Origin of the sequence: Novosphingobium sp. 9U (assembly GCF_902506425.1) — a bacterium.
GTDB lineage: Bacteria > Pseudomonadota > Alphaproteobacteria > Sphingomonadales > Sphingomonadaceae > Novosphingobium.
Window position 1 is genome coordinate 673599 of sequence record NZ_LR732469.1, and the last position, 16024, is coordinate 689622.

Consider the following 16024-nt stretch of genomic DNA (forward strand, 5'->3'; position numbering starts at 1 on the left):
CGTCATTCCTCCCGCTCACGGCCCATGATGCGCAGCAGTTCTTCGTGCAGCTCGAACCAGACGGTGTGGTAGCTGTCTCGACGGATGTCGCTGACCCACTCGTGGTCGCCGTCTTCCGAGGCTTCCAGCGCCGCGAGGAGCTTGTCGGCGTAGTACTTCAGGCGCGGCAAACGGCTGGCAAGGCGCTGCAGGATCGGCTCGGCCTGCTCGTGCAAGCCCCCGAGCCGGTCGATCACCGCCTCGTCATGCGCCTTGTCGCTGTGATCGTTCGCCACTTTGGCGCCGCCCACGTCGAGAGTCTGCCAGTCGGTGATGATCTGCTTGAGCGTGCGATTGATCCGCTCGAAGCCCTCGTAGGCGCCGACGAACACCGCATCCTCACGCAGCGTCCCGAAGTGACGAGGGTAACGTGCCACCAGGGCCACGCCGGCAAGCGGCGTCAAGGCATAGGCGCCACGCGCCTCGACCATGCGGCCGGTGGCGACGGCGCTCTCGATCACCGCCTGCGCGTGCGCCTCGGGCACGCCGGCCAGCTTGGCGATCGCGGGCAGCGGAGCGTGGCGCTTGATGGCGGTTGCGTGCAGCACGAGGTCGCGCTCGTTCATGGCGGTCATGCCGCATCCTCCAGAACCCACACGCGTGCGACGCGTTCGACGCCCTGCTGGTAGTCTTCGGTGGTCTTGGCTGCAGCCGTGACCTCGACGGCGATGCGATCGCCTTCACGGATCCCGGTGACCTTGGCGTTCATCACGCAAGGGATATTGTACTCGCGCGTCAGAATGCCGAGGTGCGATCTCACGGAGCCACCAGCACAGACGACGCCCGCGAACTGGTCGATGATCGGCGCCGTGAGGGTTCCGCCCGAGTCGTCTATGATGGCGATCGAGCCTTGCGGCACCCCGTTCGACAGCAGCTCCATCACGCGCTCGTTCGAGCGCACGTAGAGCGCGCGGCCGACCACGTCCTTGGCATGGCGCACGACGTTGTCGCCGATGCCTCGCAGCGCCCTGCCCTCGGCGTCCGTCTCGCCGGTGGGTGCATCCGGATGAGCGAAGCCGGCGCCCTCTTCTGCGGCCGAGCCGTCCGCCTTGTGTGCCTCTGGTCGCTCGACGACGGACACGCGCGCCGACCAGTCGAAGCGGTGGCCGCTGGCAAGAATACGCGCTTCGACGGCCTCTATATCCTCCCGTGTGACCAATCGATCCGAGCCCGCGAAGACGAAGTCGTTCCAATCCTGTCCTGACTCGCGCAGACGCGCCCGCACCTTCTCACGCACGAGATCCAGCACCGCCTCAACCAACGGGGTGGCCGGCGGTTTGGCGTGCAGCACGTCGTCGATAGGCAATTTATCGCAGCCCACGATCCCTCCCGATCATTCTTGTGCCACCAAAATGACGCAAGCCTCAGCAGCTGTCAACATTATTGGATGAAATCGTTCGACGATCTTGACCGCTTTTATTGGCTCGAATAAGTCCCGGCGAACAACAATCGGGAGGAATGTCGATGTCTCAGGATCCACCCCGCGTGCTGCTCGTCAACGATGACGGCATCGACGCGCCAGGACTCGTCATGCTGGAGCAGGTGGTGCGCGGGTTCACCGACGACATCTGGGTGGTCGCGCCGGACGAAGAACGTTCGGGTGCCGGGCACTCGTTCTCGACCACGCTGCCGATCCGCGTCAAGCAGCGCGACGAGCGACACTTCGCGGTCAAGGGCACGCCGACGGATTGCGCTTTGCTGGCGATTTACGAGTTGATCGAAGGCAAGCGCCCCGACGTGCTGATCTCGGGCATCAATCGCGGTCCGAACCTGGCCGAGGACATCACCTATTCGGGCACGGCTTCGGCGGCGATGGAGGGGGCCTTGCTCGGCATCCCCGCCATCGCGCTCAGCCAGTGCTTCCGTCCGCCCGCCGCGGTGCCGTGGGACAATGCCGAGCGTTATGCCGGCGAGGTGATCGAGAAGCTGCTGCGCTTCGATTGGAAGCCTGGCATGTTCATCAACGTCAACTTCCCAGAGTGCCCGGCCGACCAGGTCACCGGCATGCGCGTGACCGAGCAGGGCCAGCGCCCGCCCGGCGCCTTCATCCCCGAGAAGCGCGTCGATGCCCGGCATTTTCCGTACTACTGGGTCAAGATCGCGCTACCCGCCGGCGGCCATGCGCCGGGCAACGACTTGCAGGCGATGCTCGATCGCGAGATCTCGATCACGCCCATGCAGCTCGACATGACTAGCCGTGCGGCGATCCCTGACTTGCAGGAGTTGTTCGCGGCCTAAGCCTTGGCGGACATTCCGCCACTCTTCACCCATCTCACCACCTTCGTCATACCCGCAAAAGCGGGGGTGACGAAGGTGAAGGAGACGGTTCAGTCTCGCGCCAGGATCGTCACGGCGGACATGCCATCTTCCACGCCGTAGAACCCGCCGGAATTCTCTGCCACACCGATCCGCGCGCCTTCGACCTGGCGCTGTCCGGCCCGGCCGCGCAGCTGCGTGACCAACTCGTGGATCTGCGCCGCACCCGTCGCGCCGAGCGGGTGCCCCTTCGACACCAGCCCGCCCGAGACGTTGACCGGCACCCGGCCGCCTAGCGCGGTATCGCCCAGCTCTGCCGAAATTCCGGCTTCGCCCGGCGCGCACAGGCCGAGCGCTTCGGTCTGGATCATCTCGCCGATCGAGCTGGCGTCATGCACTTCGGCGAAGTCGACGTCCTCCGGTCCGATCCCCGCGCGTGCATAAGCAAGCGTGGCTACCTTGCGCGTGACGTGGTTGGCATAGTCGTCGCAAGCCCGGTTGCTGCCGGTGCGGTTCTCGGCCGCGAGAACCCGGATCGGCTCGCCGGAGAAGCGCTTGGCCATCTCGGCCGAGCAGACGATCACCGCCGCCGCACCGTCACTGATCGGCGCGCACATGGGGTTGGTCAGCGGCCAGGCGACTTGCGGAGCGGCGAGGATCTCCTCGACGCTCATCGGCTCGCGATATTGGGATAACGGGTTGAACTGCGAGTGGTTGTGGTCCTTCGACGCCACCGCCGCGATCTGCGCCTGCGTCGAGCCGTACGTGCCCATGTGCAGTCGCGCCTGCGCCGCATAGGCCTCCATCAACACGTTCGGGCTGGTCGAGACTTTGTCCGCGGGCACAGGCTCGAGCAAGTCGCGCGTACGCTCCAGATACCCCTGCGCCTCGACGAGGTCGCGCGGCTGCTGGAACACTGCGAAGCGCTTGGCCCGATCGTCGCTATACAGCTTCTCCACCCCGACCACGAGCGCCATCTCGGCCAAGCCGGCGCGTACGTGATCTACCGCGAGGTGCAGCCCGACAGTCGAGCTGGCACAGGCCGCCTCGACATGGAACCCGCGCACACCGGCGATGCCGAGCGGCCGCAGCGCATATTCGCCGGGGATCGACATTTCGCCGGCAAAAAACCCCTGGATGACATTGGCGTAGACCGCCATGTCGACTTGCTCGCCCGCGAGCCCGGCATCCTCGAGCGCGAGGCGGACGGCCGCTTGCGTCAGTTGCTCGTGCGTCTTGTCGAGGTGCCGGCCAAAGGGCGTCATGCCGACGCCCAAGATCACCGCCTCGCGCATCAGATCGCCCTTCCCGCCGCTGCCCAGTGCACTTTACGCAATTCGGAGCGCAGCACCTTGCCCGCGTTCGAACGAGGAAGGCTGGCGATAACCTCGATGCGCTTGGGCGTCTTCACCGGTCCAAGCCGCTCGCGTGCCTCAGCCAGCAAGGCTGTGACATCGACCATGCAGCCCTCGCGCGGTTCGACGACGGCGACAACGGCCTCCCCCCACTTCTCGTCCGGAACGCCGATGACAGCGCAGTCCTGAACCTGCGGGTGCGCCATCAGCGCCTGCTCGACTTCCGCGGGGTAGACGTTGAAGCCACCCGAGATGATCATGTCCTTCTTGCGATCGACGACGTAGAACCAGCCCTGCTCGTCGCGCACGCCGATGTCGCCGGTATGATGCCAGCCAAACGCCGAGACCTCTTCCGTCGCCTGCGGGTTCTTGTAGTAGCCTTGCATCACCAGCGGCCCACGGACGACGATCTCGCCGCGTTCGCCTGGGCGAAGGATACGGCCCTCATCGTCCATGATCTCGACGATCGAGAGCAGGTTCGCGCGCCCGCAGCTGCCAGGATGCGCCAGCTCGCCGTCGGGACTCAAGTGCTCGTGCGGCGGCATCGCGGTCACGCACATCGGCGCCTCAGTCTGGCCGAAGCTGGCGTTCATCACCGGGCCGAGCACGTCAATGGCTTCCTTGAGCCGGTCGAGCGACATCGGTGCGCCCGCGTAGGAGATGTACTCCAGGCTGGAAAGGTCCGCTTCGCGCACACCCGGCTCGGCCAGCAGCATGTAGATCGCGGTCGGCGGCAGGAACATATAGGTGACGCGGTGGCGTTCGATCGCCTGCAGCACCATGGGAGGCTCGAAGCGCGGCAGCACCACGACGGTCCCGCCCAGCGCCATGCTGGCGAGCGCGAGCGGCCCGGCGGCATGCGTCATCGGCGCCGCGACGAGATTCACCGGAGGGCCCTTCATCGGCATCGAGGCGACCAGGCTGGAGACGAGCGCCTGCCAGTTGCCATTGGAAAGCATCACGCCCTTAGAGCGGCCGGTCGTGCCGCCGGTGTTCGCCAGGAATGCCAGCTCGTCAGCCGCACCCGATCGGCGCTGGGCAACGGGGTCGTCGCTTTCTACCAGCATGTCGCCGAGGAACGCGTCAGCTTCAGCAAACGGCACATCGAGCGCGATGAAGCGACGGATATTTGGGCACTGCGTCCGAAAGCTGGCGACGCGTTCCGCGACCTCGGAGTGGATGAACAGCGTGTCGACGTCGAGCAGGTCGAGCAGGTAGGCGTTCTCGTCGACCGAGGCGCGGTTGTTCGCCATGACCCAAACGCCATCCGCGCGAAGGATGCCCAGGATGGCTTCGAATGCGCGCGCGCTGTTGCCGCTGAGCACCGCGGCATGCCCGCCAGCGGGGAAGCCGTTCGCGATCAAGGCACGCGCAATGGCGTCGCTGCGCGCCTTGACCTCACCGTAGGTGCTGACGGTCTCGCCCTCGACCATGCACGGGCGATCGCCGCCCATGCGCGCACCCCGGTCGAAGAAGTCGATCATCCGCATGGCGCGCGCCTGCCCCTCAGCGCCGCATCGAGAGTTCGAGCTGGCTGGATCGCACCTGCACCAGTGGCAAGCTCGCGACCTTCATCAGCCTCGCGACCTGATCGAGCTCGGGCGACGACAGCGTCGGGTAGTCGGGCCGCGGCGCGCCGGACAGCCGCATGCGATCGATGTCCGTGGCTGGCACCAGTGCGCGCAGCAGCAGTTCATCGTCATCTCCGCCGGTACCGTGCCGGCGGTGCAGCTCGGCGCGATCGGGCTGCTCGGGCGGGCTCGCCAGGATCTCCTTGGCGCGTGGCTTGGACATGATGCGGTCCATCACGTCGGCATCGATTGGCGCCACGGGTTCGCCGTAGAAGCCTGCCGCGTACTGGATCACCTCGTCGGGCACCACCGAGTAGCGTTGGCCGGTGACGATGTTGAGCACCGCCAGCGTGCCGACCAGCTGCGCGAACGGCGTCGCCATGCCGGGATAGCCCAGCTCGCGCCGGACGCGGGCCACTTCCTCCAGCACGTCAGGCAAGCGGTCGAGCATATTCTGCTGCACCAGCTGCGCGCGCAACGTGCCCATCATGCCGCCCGGGATCTGGTGCTTGAGCGAGGTCACGTCGTACTCGAAATGCTGGTTCACCAGGAACCCGGCCGCCTTGCCGACGCGCTCGAAGTGATCAGCGACCGGCTTGAACATTGACGTATCCAGGTTGTGGGTATGACCCAACATCTCGACGTTCTTGGCCATGATCTCGACCGAGGGGATCGACGGCCCGTTCGCCATCGGCCGCACCGCGGTGTGGATCGTGGTGACGCCGAACTCGATCGCATCGATGTACGACTTGGCCGACTGGCCGAGCATGTTGTTGGCATGCATCTCGATCGGCTTGCCGCGCGCTTTGGCCTTGATCGCCGGCACCAGCGTGGAAATCCGATCGCGATCGAGCACGCCACCAGTGTCGTAGAGCAATAGGCTGTCGACCTCATCCAAGGCAGAGAGCTTGTCCGCCTTGTCCGCGTAGTAGGCATCGTCGTGCACCGGCGACAGCGTGAACAGCATCGTGCCCGCCACCTGGCAGCCATACCCCTTCGCGACCTTGGCCAAGCGGTGCATCTTGTCGATGTTGAACAGCACGTCATAGAGCCAGAAGCTGCGCATGCCGTGGGCGCAGAGCCGATCCACCCAAATGTCCATCAGCGCATCGGGCGTGAAGCCGAAAGTCACCGATCCGTTCGAGCGGCACCCGGCACGCAGCGGCGTCTCGGGCATCGCCTTGACCAACATGTCGAGCCCGGCCCAGGGGTCCTCCTGGCAGTGGCGGATCAGCACTTCGAACAGCGAGGAGCCGGCCAGGCTGATGATCTGATAGCCGGTCTTGTCGATCAGCGGCGCGACGGGCAGCGCCATGCCGGCCTGCATGCGCATGCCCCACAGGCTCTGCTGGCCATCGCGCAGCGTTTCGTCGAGGAAGTTGATGTGCGCCAAAGGGGCTACTCCGCTGCCATGCGCTGGTCGGTGAGCAAATCCTGCTCCAGCCAACGGGTATGGATCTGATTGGACCGGAAGTGCTCGTCGCGAAGAATCTCGCTGTGGAGCGGAATTGTGGTGGGCACGCCTTCGACCTCGAAGCTGTCGAGTGCGCCGATCAGCTTGTCGATTGCAGCGTCACGCGTCTCGGCATGGACGATCAGCTTGCCGATCATGCTGTCGTAGAAGGGCGGGATGCTCGCGCCTTCGCTGATGTGACTGTCGAGGCGGATGCCCTCGCCTTCGGGCGGACGCCAGCGAGTTACAGTGCCCGGAACCGGCACGAAGTCGCGCGCCGGATCCTCGGCATTGATGCGGCATTCGATGGCATGGCCGGTCAGGACCACGTCCTCCTGGCGGACAGACAAACCTTCGCCCCTGGCGACGCGCAGCTGCTCGCGCACTAGGTCGCGACCAGTGACCATCTCGCTGACCGGATGCTCGACCTGGATGCGCGCGTTGACTTCGATGAAATAGATCTCTTGGCGCAGGACATCGTAGAGGAACTCGCACGTGCCCGCATTGCGGTAGTTGACGCTCTTGGCGAGGTTCACCGCGGCGGCGTGCAGCTGACTGCGCAATGCGTCAGGCATGGCGACGCAAGGCGCCTCCTCGATCACCTTCTGATAGCGGCGCTGCACCGAGCAGTCGCGCTCACCGAAGTGGACGACCTCGCCCCGCCCGTCGCCGACCAGTTGCACTTCGACGTGGCGCGCTTCGGGCACGAAGCGTTCCATGAACAAGGTGCCGTCATTGAACGCCGCTTGCGCCTCGGCACTGGCACGGTGGAAGCCAGCTTCGACTTCGCCAGGACCGTTGACGATCACCATGCCGCGCCCACCGCCGCCGGCCGCGGCCTTGAGCAGGACGGGGTAGCCAAGGCCGTCGGCGATACGCCGAGCGTCGGCGGCCGAAGCGATCTCGCCGCTGCCGGGCACCAGCGGCACTCCGGCGGCGGCCGCCATCTCGCGGGCGCGCAGTTTGTCGCCGAGCGCGTCGATCATGTCGGCTTCGGGGCCGACGAAGGTAATGCCGTGCTCGACGCAAAGGCGCGCCAGTTCAGCACGTTCCGAAAGAAAACCATAGCCGGGGTGCAGCGCGTCGCAGCCGCTGGCCTTGGCGGCCTGGACGACGAGCCGCGCATCGAGGTAGCTCTTGGCGGCGGGACCGGGACCAAGCACCAGCTTGCGGTCGGCAAGCTGCGCGGCCATGCTGTCACGATCGGCATCGGACACGCCGATCACCGTCTCCAGGTTGAGACCTTGCGCGGCGCGTAGCACCCGCAGCGCGATCTCGCCGCGGTTGGCGATGAAGAGGCGGGACAGGGCCACCGCGTCAGGCCTTCTGGATCACGAACAGCGGCTGACCGGCCGGGACCAAGTCGCCGTCGTTGGCCAGAACCCGCACGATCTTGCCTGGGGCCCCGGCGCGCACCGCGGTGAACAGCTTCATGACCTCGACCAGGCAGACCTCGGTCTCGGCCGAGACGGTCGCGCCGACTTCGACGTACGGCGCTGCGCCAGGTTTCGGCGAACGGTAAAAAGTGCCGAGATACGGAGCGTTCACGAAGACTTCGCCGTCCGCCGCCGTTGGCGCTGCGTTGCTGGACATAGGTGCGGCCGCAACCGGGGCCGTTGCATTGGGCGAAGCTATGGCAGGTGCAGCCGATGCCGCGCTCACCGAAACTCGCGCGCCGTCCAGCCCCGGCGCCTGTGAGTCATGCGAGAGATAGACTTCCAGCTCTCCGCAGCGGGCATGCAGCTCACGCAGGCCTGAGGTGCGGAACTCCTCGACCAGCAGCTCGAATTCGCCCAGCTCCGGAGCGGTTGATTTCTGATCGTCGTTGCCGCTCATGCGCGTGCACTCCGAATGGTTTCGACTTCTTTGCGAGTCAGTCCCGCCCCCTTACCCGCCAGCGGCGAGCCCTCCTGCTCCAGGCGATAGAGCGCCTGAACCGCTTCGGCTTGCGGCGCGTACTTGGCGCTCGTGTCGCAGATGAAGCGGTACTCGGGCGCCATCTGTGCCGGCTTCGATGCCTGCGCCCTGGCGTTGTACTCGGCCAGGGTGAGGCGGCCTGCCGTGGTGGTGTAGAGGTCCTGCTTGGGTCCGTGATGGGTGATACCAGGGCCGATCGGCGCCAGTTTCGGCGCCTCCCCCCCGCGCTGCAGCACCGAGTAGGGGATCTGGGAGAGATAACGCACCGGATTGTTGTTGTGCTGCATCATCGCGTATCCGCTCAGCTGTTGGCTCGGCAAGGAGACCAGCCCGACCAGTTCGCCCAGGAAATCGCGGCCGAACTCATCATTGAACAGGCTGCGGAAACGATCGGCGCGCGGGTCGATCGTCATCCAGTCGTTGACATCGTAGACACCGGCGATGTGGGCGATCTCCTTGATCAGCGAGAAGTAGACCAGCGCGCCCGCGTCCATCATCTCGTCGCGAGACCAGCCGGCCATGCGCTTCCAAAGCTCGACTGTCGCCTTGCGGATGCGATCGGTCAGGTCCTCGAAGGTAGACGCCAGTTCCTCGGCGGAGCCCATTCCGACCGGGATGTAGCCGCCCGACAGCGCGTCCGACGTGTAGAGGCCGACGCCGGTCAGCTTGTCGGCGGTGAATTCGGGCCGAGATTCGAAGCTGCCCCAGTCATCCATGAGGTAGAAGTGACAACCGGTGGCTTCCATCGTGACGGTCAGGTTGCTGAAGGGGATGTCGCCGGCAACGCCGTCGAGCCAGGGATAATCGCCTTCCGCCAGATCCGAAAAGTCGCGGATGATCATCTCGCGGTCGGCCGCGAGCTTGTACGGTCCCGAATTGTTGAGCGCGCAGCGGCTTTCGCACGATACCAGGAAGCCGTACTGCGAAATGGTCGCCAGGAAGGTCTGTGCGGCAGCACCGAGGCGGTCACCCGGCTTGCAGGGCAGCAGCTCCGAGTGGAAGCGCTGCACCCGGCGCTCGGGCAGAGACTGCACGCGCTGGCCGAACTCGCGTGCGTTGAGGTGGCCATCTTCGCGCTGCTGCGCCAGCTTGAAGCGGCGCCAGAAGTCCATGACGTAAGCAACGTCCTCAGCCGCATCGTCCGGGCCAAGCATGCCGAAGTTGATCAGGATTTCGCGGCCGATAAGATAGAACGTCGGCAGCGCCCAACCGGGCAGATTGCCCAGCTTGCCGCCAAGCAGGCGAGTGCGGTCACCGATCTCCTCGGCGGGCATCACGGCCTCGGCTTTACGCAGCAGCTCCGGGTAGCGGTAGAAGCAGCACAAGTACGACAGCAGCATGTACGAGGGTACGGGGAACAGCTTCGACTCTTGCACAGTGCGGGTCACGCACAGCCAGTAGGTATCGTCGCCGATCGTCTGGATCGCATTGTTGGCTTCCAGCAAGCGAACGTAGTCGGTCATCATCCCCTGCCCTTGTCTTGTTGAGATGCTTGTGGACCAGCCGCTCTGAGTCTGTCAATATCGTCCGACGATTTTGATCGGAAGATCTTCGTTCATGCCGCGGAGCGAAGGAGTGGGGAGTGGGTGCCATGAAACATGATCAGACGTGTCCAGAAGTAGTCAGCTTGGAGAGGAAGCTGGACTTGGCGCCTGTTCCATCCTCGGTATCAGCCCGCACCGACTGGACCCGCGACGAGATCGCCGCACTGTTCGACCTGCCGTTTACCGAACTGGTCTATCGCGCCGCCGAGGTGCATCGGCTCAGCTTCGATCCAGCCGAAGTGCAGCTCTCGACGCTGCTGTCGATCAAGACCGGCGGGTGCGTGGAAGATTGCGGCTACTGCTCGCAGTCCGTCTCGGCCAACAGCGGCGTCAAGGCGACCAAGCTGCTCGAAGTGCAGCAGGTGCTGCAGCGCGCGGCCCAGGCGCGTGACCAGGGCTCGACCCGCTTCTGCATGGGTGCTGCTTGGCGCAACCCCAAGGACCGCGACATGCCCGCCATCATCGAGATGGTGAAGGGCGTGCGCTCGATGGGCATGGAGACCTGCATCCCCCAACCCCTCCCCGCCGGGGAGGGGGGAAGCAAATGCTGCCGCTTCGGCTTACCCCTTGGCCGCGACGGCCCGCTTCTTGTTCGCCGCGTCCTTTTCCGCCTGCGCCTTCAACCCCGGATGGCGGCTGTAGAGGAACTTCTGCTGCGCGATCGTCAGCAGGTTGGACGTGCACCAGTAGATCAGCAGGCCGGCCGCGAATGGCGCCATGACGAACATCATGAACCAGGGCATCAGCATCATGACCTGCTGCTGCGCCGGGTCGCCTTGCGCCGGGTTCAGCTTGAACTGCAGGAACATGGTGATGCCCAGGATCACCGCCAGCACGCCGATGCCGAGGAAGCTGGGGGGATCGAACGGCAGCAGGCCGAACAGGTTCAGGATGTGCAGCGGATCGGGCGCGCTCAAGTCCTTGATCCACAGCACGAAGGGCTGGTGGCGCATCTCGATCGCCAGCATCAGCGTCTTGTAGAGCGCGAAGAACACGGGGATCTGCAGGAACACAGGCAGGCAGCCGGCAAGCGGGTTCACCTTCTCCTGCTTGTACAGCTCCATGATCTTCTGCTGCTGCGTCTGCTTGTCGTCCTTGTAGCGCTCCTGGATCGCCTTCATCTTGGGCTGGATCGCGCGCATCGCCGCCATGCTGGCGAACTGGCGCTGCGCAACCGGGAACATGATCCCGCGCACGATCACCGTCAGCAGGATGATGGCGACGCCGAAGTTGCCGACGAGGCGGAAAAGCGAGGTGAGCAGCCAGAAGATCGGCTTCTCGAACCAGCGGAACCAGCCCCAGTCGATCGACAGGCCGAAGTTGGTGATGCCGCCATCCTCGTAGCGGTCGAGCACTGAGTGCTCCTTGGCGCCGGCAAACAGCTTGGTGGTGCGGGCGAGCTGCTGGCCGGGCTGCACGAGTGCCTTGTCGTAGACGAGGTCTGAGCGAAACAGCGAGTTGCCGAGGCTGCGGAACGTGCCTGCGGCTTTCGCATCAACAGGTGCGATTGCCGACATCCAGTAAACATCGGTGAAGCCAATCCAGCTGGCGTTCGCTTCCTTGGTGAGGACGCCCTGCTTCGACAGATCAGTGCAACTCATGAAGAAGAAGCAGCCGCTTCCATCATAACTAACACTGAAATCGACCGATCCATCGAACGCGCCGATTGGTCCGGAGTGCACGTTCCAGCTATTGAGGCTTGCGGTTTTGCTCGTTCGGTTGAGCAGGCCAAATGGTTGAACGGTCACGGCCGCGGAGCCACGGTTAGCCACCCGCTGCGTGGCGGTGATCAAGTAATCGTTGTCGATCGCGAAGGTGATCGCGAACGTCTGCCCAGCGCCGTTCTGCGCGGTCAGCGTCACCGGGGTCTGCGGCGTGAGCTTGGCACCCGCCGGAGCGGTCCACACGGTCGTGGCATTGGGCGTGGCGACGCCATCACCCACCCAGCCGAACTGCGCGAACTGCTGCGCCGGCGTGCCCGCGGGCGAGTAGATGCGGACTGGGCCCGAATCCTTCTTTACCGTCTCGCGGTGGCGGTTCAGCACCAGGTCGTCGAGGATCGCACCCTTGAGGTTGATCGAGCCCGAGACGCCCGGCGCCACGATCGGCACGCGGCCCGACGAGGCAAGCGCCGTCTTCAGGTCCTGCTGCTCCAGCTGCACTTCGGCAGCATCGCGCAGGCCGCCTTCTCGCGTCGGCTTGATCGGGCTGACCGCCTTGTCGGCGCCGCCGTTCTGGACCACTTGCGTGGGCGTCTTGCTCTGCGGGTAGAAGTAGCCGACGCCCGCGTCCCATCCGAACAGGACGAGCGCGGTCAGCAGGACCGCCAGGATGATGTTGCGCTGATTTTCCACGAAACCTGTTTTTCCGTTACTTGCGGCCGCTCGACGTCAGAGCACAAGGCTCTGGGCCTAAGATCTAGGGAACTGGATCCGGCCCATGCCCACCCCACGGGTGGCAGCGCAATATACGCTTGATCGCCAGCCAGCCACCCTTAATCGCACCATGCTTCCCCAGCGCCTCGATGGCGTACTGCGAGCACGATGGCGCGAAGCGGCAGGTCGGCGGCATGATCGCGGAAGGGCCGAGTTGCCAGGCGCGTGCTACCAGAATCAGCGCTCGGCTCGGAAGATCGAAGAGCTTCACTTGCGCTTGCCCGCTGATTTTCCGCGCCGAGGGCGCGCCGGATCGCCCTTGCCCTCTTGTGCGCGGGTGAGTGCGGCGACGAGTTCGTCCCGCAATAGCGCAAAGTCCCGTTCCACCCCACCACCGCGGCCGATCAGCACGTGATCGGTGTCGGCGAGCCCGTGAAGTGGAAAGACCTCGCGGGCGAGCGCCCGAAAGCGGCGCTTCATGCGGTTGCGCACGACCGCGTTGCCGATCTTCTTGGTGACGGTGATGCCCAGCCGCCGTCCCTGGCCTTCGTTGCTCCGCGCCAGCAGCACGAAGCCGGGCCGTGCGACGCGCAGGCCACCGTTGGCGGCCAGGAAGTCCGCCCGCCGGGTCATCATGATGTAGGGCGCAGCCACGGGCTTGCCGGTTGCCGACGCGTCGTCCGCACCAAACAAAGCGGCACCGCACCTCGCCTCCGCACCCTGAGATCGGGCATGCGGAAGCGAGATGCGGCGCCGCCAAGCAGGGGCATCACGCCCCGGCGCGAGCCTGGATCAGGCCGACAGCTTCTTGCGGCCGCGTGCACGGCGTGCGCGCAGCACCTTGCGGCCACCCACGGTCGCCAGGCGAGCGCGGAAGCCATGGCGGCGAGCGCGGACGAGGTTGCTGGGCTGGAACGTGCGCTTCATGGCGAAACCTCAAAAACTGGCGCCGTCGCGGCGCGCTGCTAACTGGACACAGGACAAAGGCGCCCCAGCAGGAGCGACCGAGATCAGGCTGGCGCGGTTAGATGAGGTGGCGATTCGAGTCAAGGTGGATGGCGACCGCTTGATCCTCCCCTGCAACGGGAGGTGGCAGACGCGAAGCGGCTGACGGAGGGGTGTCGCCCTCTCAGTAGCGCGCTTCGCGCGCGCCACCTCCCCTTGCAGGGGAGGATCTAAGAGTGATCTACTTACAAAGTTGTAACTCGACACCACCACGGCCGCGCTTCATCAACCGTCCAATCGTCGGCGAGGGAGAGCCAGCACAAGATGGTCGCGCTCGTATCGACGGTCGCCTACCTGGGCCTGGAGGCGCGCAGCATCGAGGTGCAGTGCCAGGTGGCGCCCGGCATGCCGGCCTTTCACGTCGTCGGTCTGCCCGACAAGGCGGTAGGAGAGAGCCGCCAGCGGGTCACCGCCGCGCTCTCCGCCATGGCCCTGGCGCTGCCACCCAAGCGCATCACCATCAACCTCTCGCCCGCCGACTTGCCCAAGGAAGGCTCGCACTACGACCTGCCGATCGCGCTGGCACTGCTCGCGGCGATGGGCGTCGCCGATGCCGAGCAGCTGGCAGACTTCGTCGCGGTGGGCGAACTGGCGCTCGACGGCCGGGTGATCCCCTCACCCGGCGTGCTGCTGGCTGCGCTGCATGCGAGCGCCATGGACAAGGGCCTGATCTGCCCCGCCGCGCAAGGCTCAGAGGCGCGCTGGGCGAGCGGCGTACCGGTGGTCGCCGCTCCCAACCTCATCAGCCTGCTCAACCACCTGAAGGGCACGCAAGTGCTGCCCACGCCCGAGCCCGGCCAGGCCAAGCCGCCCACGCGCGGGCCAGACTTACGCCAGGTGAAGGGCCAGGAAACCGCCAAGCGCGCGCTGGAGATCGCCGCCGCCGGATCGCACAACCTGCTTTTAATAGGGCCGCCGGGCGCGGGCAAGTCGCTGCTGGCCAGCTGCCTGCCCGGCATCCTGCCTCCGCTCACGCCGGCCGAGGCGCTGGAGACCTCAATGGTGGCGAGCGTCGCCGGCACGCTGGAGGACGGCCGCATCAGCCGCGCCCGCCCCTACCGTGCGCCGCATCACTCGGCTTCGATGGCCGCGCTGACCGGGGGCGGCTTGCGGGTGAAGCCGGGCGAAGTTTCGATGGCGCACCTGGGCGTGCTGTTCCTGGACGAGCTGCCCGAGTTCCAGCGCGCCGTGCTCGACTCGCTGCGCCAGCCGCTGGAAACCGGCGAAGTCTCGGTCGCACGCGCCAATGCCCACGTCACCTACCCGGCGCGGGTGCAACTCGTCGCCGCGATGAACCCGTGCCGCTGTGGGCACCTGGGCGACCCGGCACTCGGCTGCAGCCGTGCACCCCGCTGTGCAGCGGATTACCAGAGCAAGGTGTCTGGACCTCTCCTGGATCGCATCGACTTGCACATCGAAGTCGACCCGGTCAGCGCTACGGATCTTTCGCTGCCGCCGCCGACCGAGGGCAGCGAGCAAGCCGCCGCCCGCGTTGCCCGCGCCCGCGCAATCCAGACCGCGCGGCTGGAGGGCACCGCCTTGCGCACCAACGCCGAACTCGACGGCGAGACCCTGGACGCACACGCCACGCCCGACGAACCGGCCCGCAAGCTCCTCATGCAAGCTGCAGAAGCCATGCGCCTCTCCGCCCGCGGCTACACCCGCATCCTGCGCGTCGCCCGCACGATTGCAGACCTGGCAGGAGCGGAACAGATCGGCCGCATCCATGTCGCGGAGGCCCTGAGCTACCGGCGGCAGGCCCCGCGAGCATAGAGGCAAACTCAACCGGCTCCCTGACGCAAAAAGCCCGGCCCGCGTTGCCGCGGCCGGGCTCCTCGATAAGGTCTCCCGGAGACCGATTAGTAAGTCGTGGCCCGCGCCTGCGAGGCATTGTGGCCGCCGTTGCGGTACAGCACCTGGCGAACCTGCTCGGAGTCGGCGCCGGTGTCCTCGACAGTCACGACCACAGCGCCGTCCTTGAGGCGGTCGTTGTAGTAGCCGGCGTCCTCCTCGCTGATGCCGTGCTTCGTCAGCGTTTCATTGAGCGTCCCGCCGATCGCGCCGACCAGCGCGCCAATGCCGACCGCCTCGGGCACTGCAGAGGCAGCGATCGCGCCGGCTGCCGCCAACGGTCCGACACCCGGAATGGCGAGCGCTGCGACGCCGAGACCCGCGCCCAGCGCGCCGCCGCCCAGGATGCCGCGCAGGACGTTGCGATGGTGCTCGTCGGTGATCTCGCCATCGCCCGAGCGCGCCGTGGTGGTGCCGCCGTGGTGCGCGATCACCGAGAGGTCGGCATCGGCGATGCCGAGCGAGCGGAGTTCGGAAACGGCGCGCTCTGCTTCGGCGTGCGTGTCGAAAATTGCGGATGCCTTGGTCATGTCAGATCATCTCCCTAAAGTACGGCTTGATCAGCCGAGGCATCAACAGGGCGGCGAGTCTGATCGTTCCGGGTAATGAGCCGGGCCGTTGCGATCTGCGATGAAGCGATTGGTTAAGCGTGAGAAAC

Annotated in this window: 15 protein-coding genes and 1 pseudogene; 3 read left to right on the forward strand and 13 right to left on the reverse strand. The window is 65.9% G+C overall.

Going from position 1 to position 16024, the window contains the following annotated elements:
- Positions 1 to 2 precede the first annotated feature (2 nt).
- A complete protein-coding gene (locus GV044_RS03050; RefSeq protein WP_159865285.1) occupies positions 3 to 614 on the reverse strand; it encodes a hypothetical protein in 612 nt (203 codons plus the stop codon).
- Positions 611 to 1360, reverse strand: a complete 750-nt coding sequence (locus GV044_RS03055) for a PEP-utilizing enzyme (protein WP_236554649.1) — start codon at positions 1358 to 1360, stop codon at positions 611 to 613. Before GV044_RS03055 ends, GV044_RS03050 begins: the two co-directional genes overlap by 4 nt.
- A 143-nt stretch (positions 1361 to 1503) precedes the next feature.
- Between GV044_RS03055 and surE the strand changes: the two genes are divergently transcribed.
- Complete coding sequence (gene surE / locus GV044_RS03060; protein WP_159865288.1) at positions 1504 to 2277, forward strand: 5'/3'-nucleotidase SurE; 774 nt, start codon at positions 1504 to 1506, stop codon at positions 2275 to 2277.
- An 89-nt stretch (positions 2278 to 2366) separates the two neighbouring features.
- Here the strand turns inward: surE and GV044_RS03065 are convergent, their stop codons facing one another.
- From GV044_RS03065 to GV044_RS03090, 6 genes are read right to left on the reverse strand one after another with little or no spacing between them, the layout of a single operon-like run.
- Positions 2367 to 3590 (reverse strand): thiolase family protein, encoded by a 1224-nt coding sequence (locus GV044_RS03065; protein WP_159865291.1) that lies wholly within the window; start codon positions 3588 to 3590, stop codon positions 2367 to 2369.
- Positions 3590 to 5140, reverse strand: coding sequence for a class I adenylate-forming enzyme family protein (locus GV044_RS03070; protein ID WP_159865294.1), 1551 nt, complete (start codon positions 5138 to 5140; stop codon positions 3590 to 3592). The genes GV044_RS03065 and GV044_RS03070 overlap by 1 nt, the downstream gene beginning before the upstream one ends.
- A 16-nt stretch (positions 5141 to 5156) precedes the next feature.
- Complete coding sequence (locus GV044_RS03075) at positions 5157 to 6614, reverse strand: pyruvate carboxylase (protein WP_159865297.1); 1458 nt, start codon at positions 6612 to 6614, stop codon at positions 5157 to 5159.
- Positions 6615 to 6619: 5 nt separating this feature from the next.
- On the reverse strand, positions 6620 to 7987 hold the full coding sequence (locus tag GV044_RS03080) for an acetyl/propionyl/methylcrotonyl-CoA carboxylase subunit alpha (RefSeq protein ID WP_159865300.1): 1368 nt from the start codon (positions 7985 to 7987) through the stop codon (positions 6620 to 6622).
- 4 nt (positions 7988 to 7991) lie between these two features.
- Positions 7992 to 8510, reverse strand: a complete 519-nt coding sequence (locus GV044_RS03085) for a biotin/lipoyl-containing protein (protein ID WP_159865303.1) — start codon at positions 8508 to 8510, stop codon at positions 7992 to 7994.
- Positions 8507 to 10054: a hypothetical protein gene (locus tag GV044_RS03090; RefSeq protein ID WP_159865306.1), complete on the reverse strand. Its 1548-nt coding sequence runs from the start codon at positions 10052 to 10054 to the stop codon at positions 8507 to 8509. Before GV044_RS03090 ends, GV044_RS03085 begins: the two co-directional genes overlap by 4 nt.
- Before the next feature lie 182 nt (positions 10055 to 10236).
- Here GV044_RS03090 and GV044_RS22010 point away from each other — a divergent pair.
- Positions 10237 to 10644: pseudogene (locus GV044_RS22010) on the forward strand (biotin synthase); the annotation flags it as partial.
- A gap of 51 nt (positions 10645 to 10695) precedes the next feature.
- Here the strand turns inward: GV044_RS22010 and yidC are convergent.
- The 4 genes from yidC to rpmH all read right to left on the reverse strand — a co-directional run bounded on the left by yidC (position 10696) and on the right by rpmH (position 13437).
- Complete coding sequence (gene yidC / locus GV044_RS03100) at positions 10696 to 12489, reverse strand: membrane protein insertase YidC (RefSeq protein WP_159865309.1); 1794 nt, start codon at positions 12487 to 12489, stop codon at positions 10696 to 10698.
- A 64-nt stretch (positions 12490 to 12553) separates the two neighbouring features.
- Complete coding sequence (gene yidD, locus GV044_RS03105) at positions 12554 to 12781, reverse strand: membrane protein insertion efficiency factor YidD (protein ID WP_159865312.1); 228 nt, start codon at positions 12779 to 12781, stop codon at positions 12554 to 12556.
- On the reverse strand, positions 12778 to 13146 hold the full coding sequence (rnpA, locus tag GV044_RS03110; protein WP_371741605.1) for a ribonuclease P protein component: 369 nt from the start codon (positions 13144 to 13146) through the stop codon (positions 12778 to 12780). The genes yidD and rnpA overlap by 4 nt, the downstream gene beginning before the upstream one ends.
- A 156-nt stretch (positions 13147 to 13302) precedes the next feature.
- Complete coding sequence (rpmH, locus tag GV044_RS03115; protein WP_159865315.1) at positions 13303 to 13437, reverse strand: 50S ribosomal protein L34; 135 nt, start codon at positions 13435 to 13437, stop codon at positions 13303 to 13305.
- Between the two features lie 342 nt (positions 13438 to 13779).
- Between rpmH and GV044_RS03120 the strand changes: the two genes are divergently transcribed.
- The gene (locus GV044_RS03120) at positions 13780 to 15288 is read left to right on the forward strand and encodes a YifB family Mg chelatase-like AAA ATPase (protein WP_159865318.1); all 1509 of its coding nucleotides are present in this window, start codon (positions 13780 to 13782) and stop codon (positions 15286 to 15288) included.
- 86 nt (positions 15289 to 15374) lie between these two features.
- Here GV044_RS03120 and GV044_RS03125 read toward each other — a convergent pair whose 3' ends face one another.
- Positions 15375 to 15896, reverse strand: coding sequence for a hypothetical protein (locus tag GV044_RS03125; RefSeq protein ID WP_159865321.1), 522 nt, complete (start codon positions 15894 to 15896; stop codon positions 15375 to 15377).
- Positions 15897 to 16024: the final 128 nt, after the last annotated feature.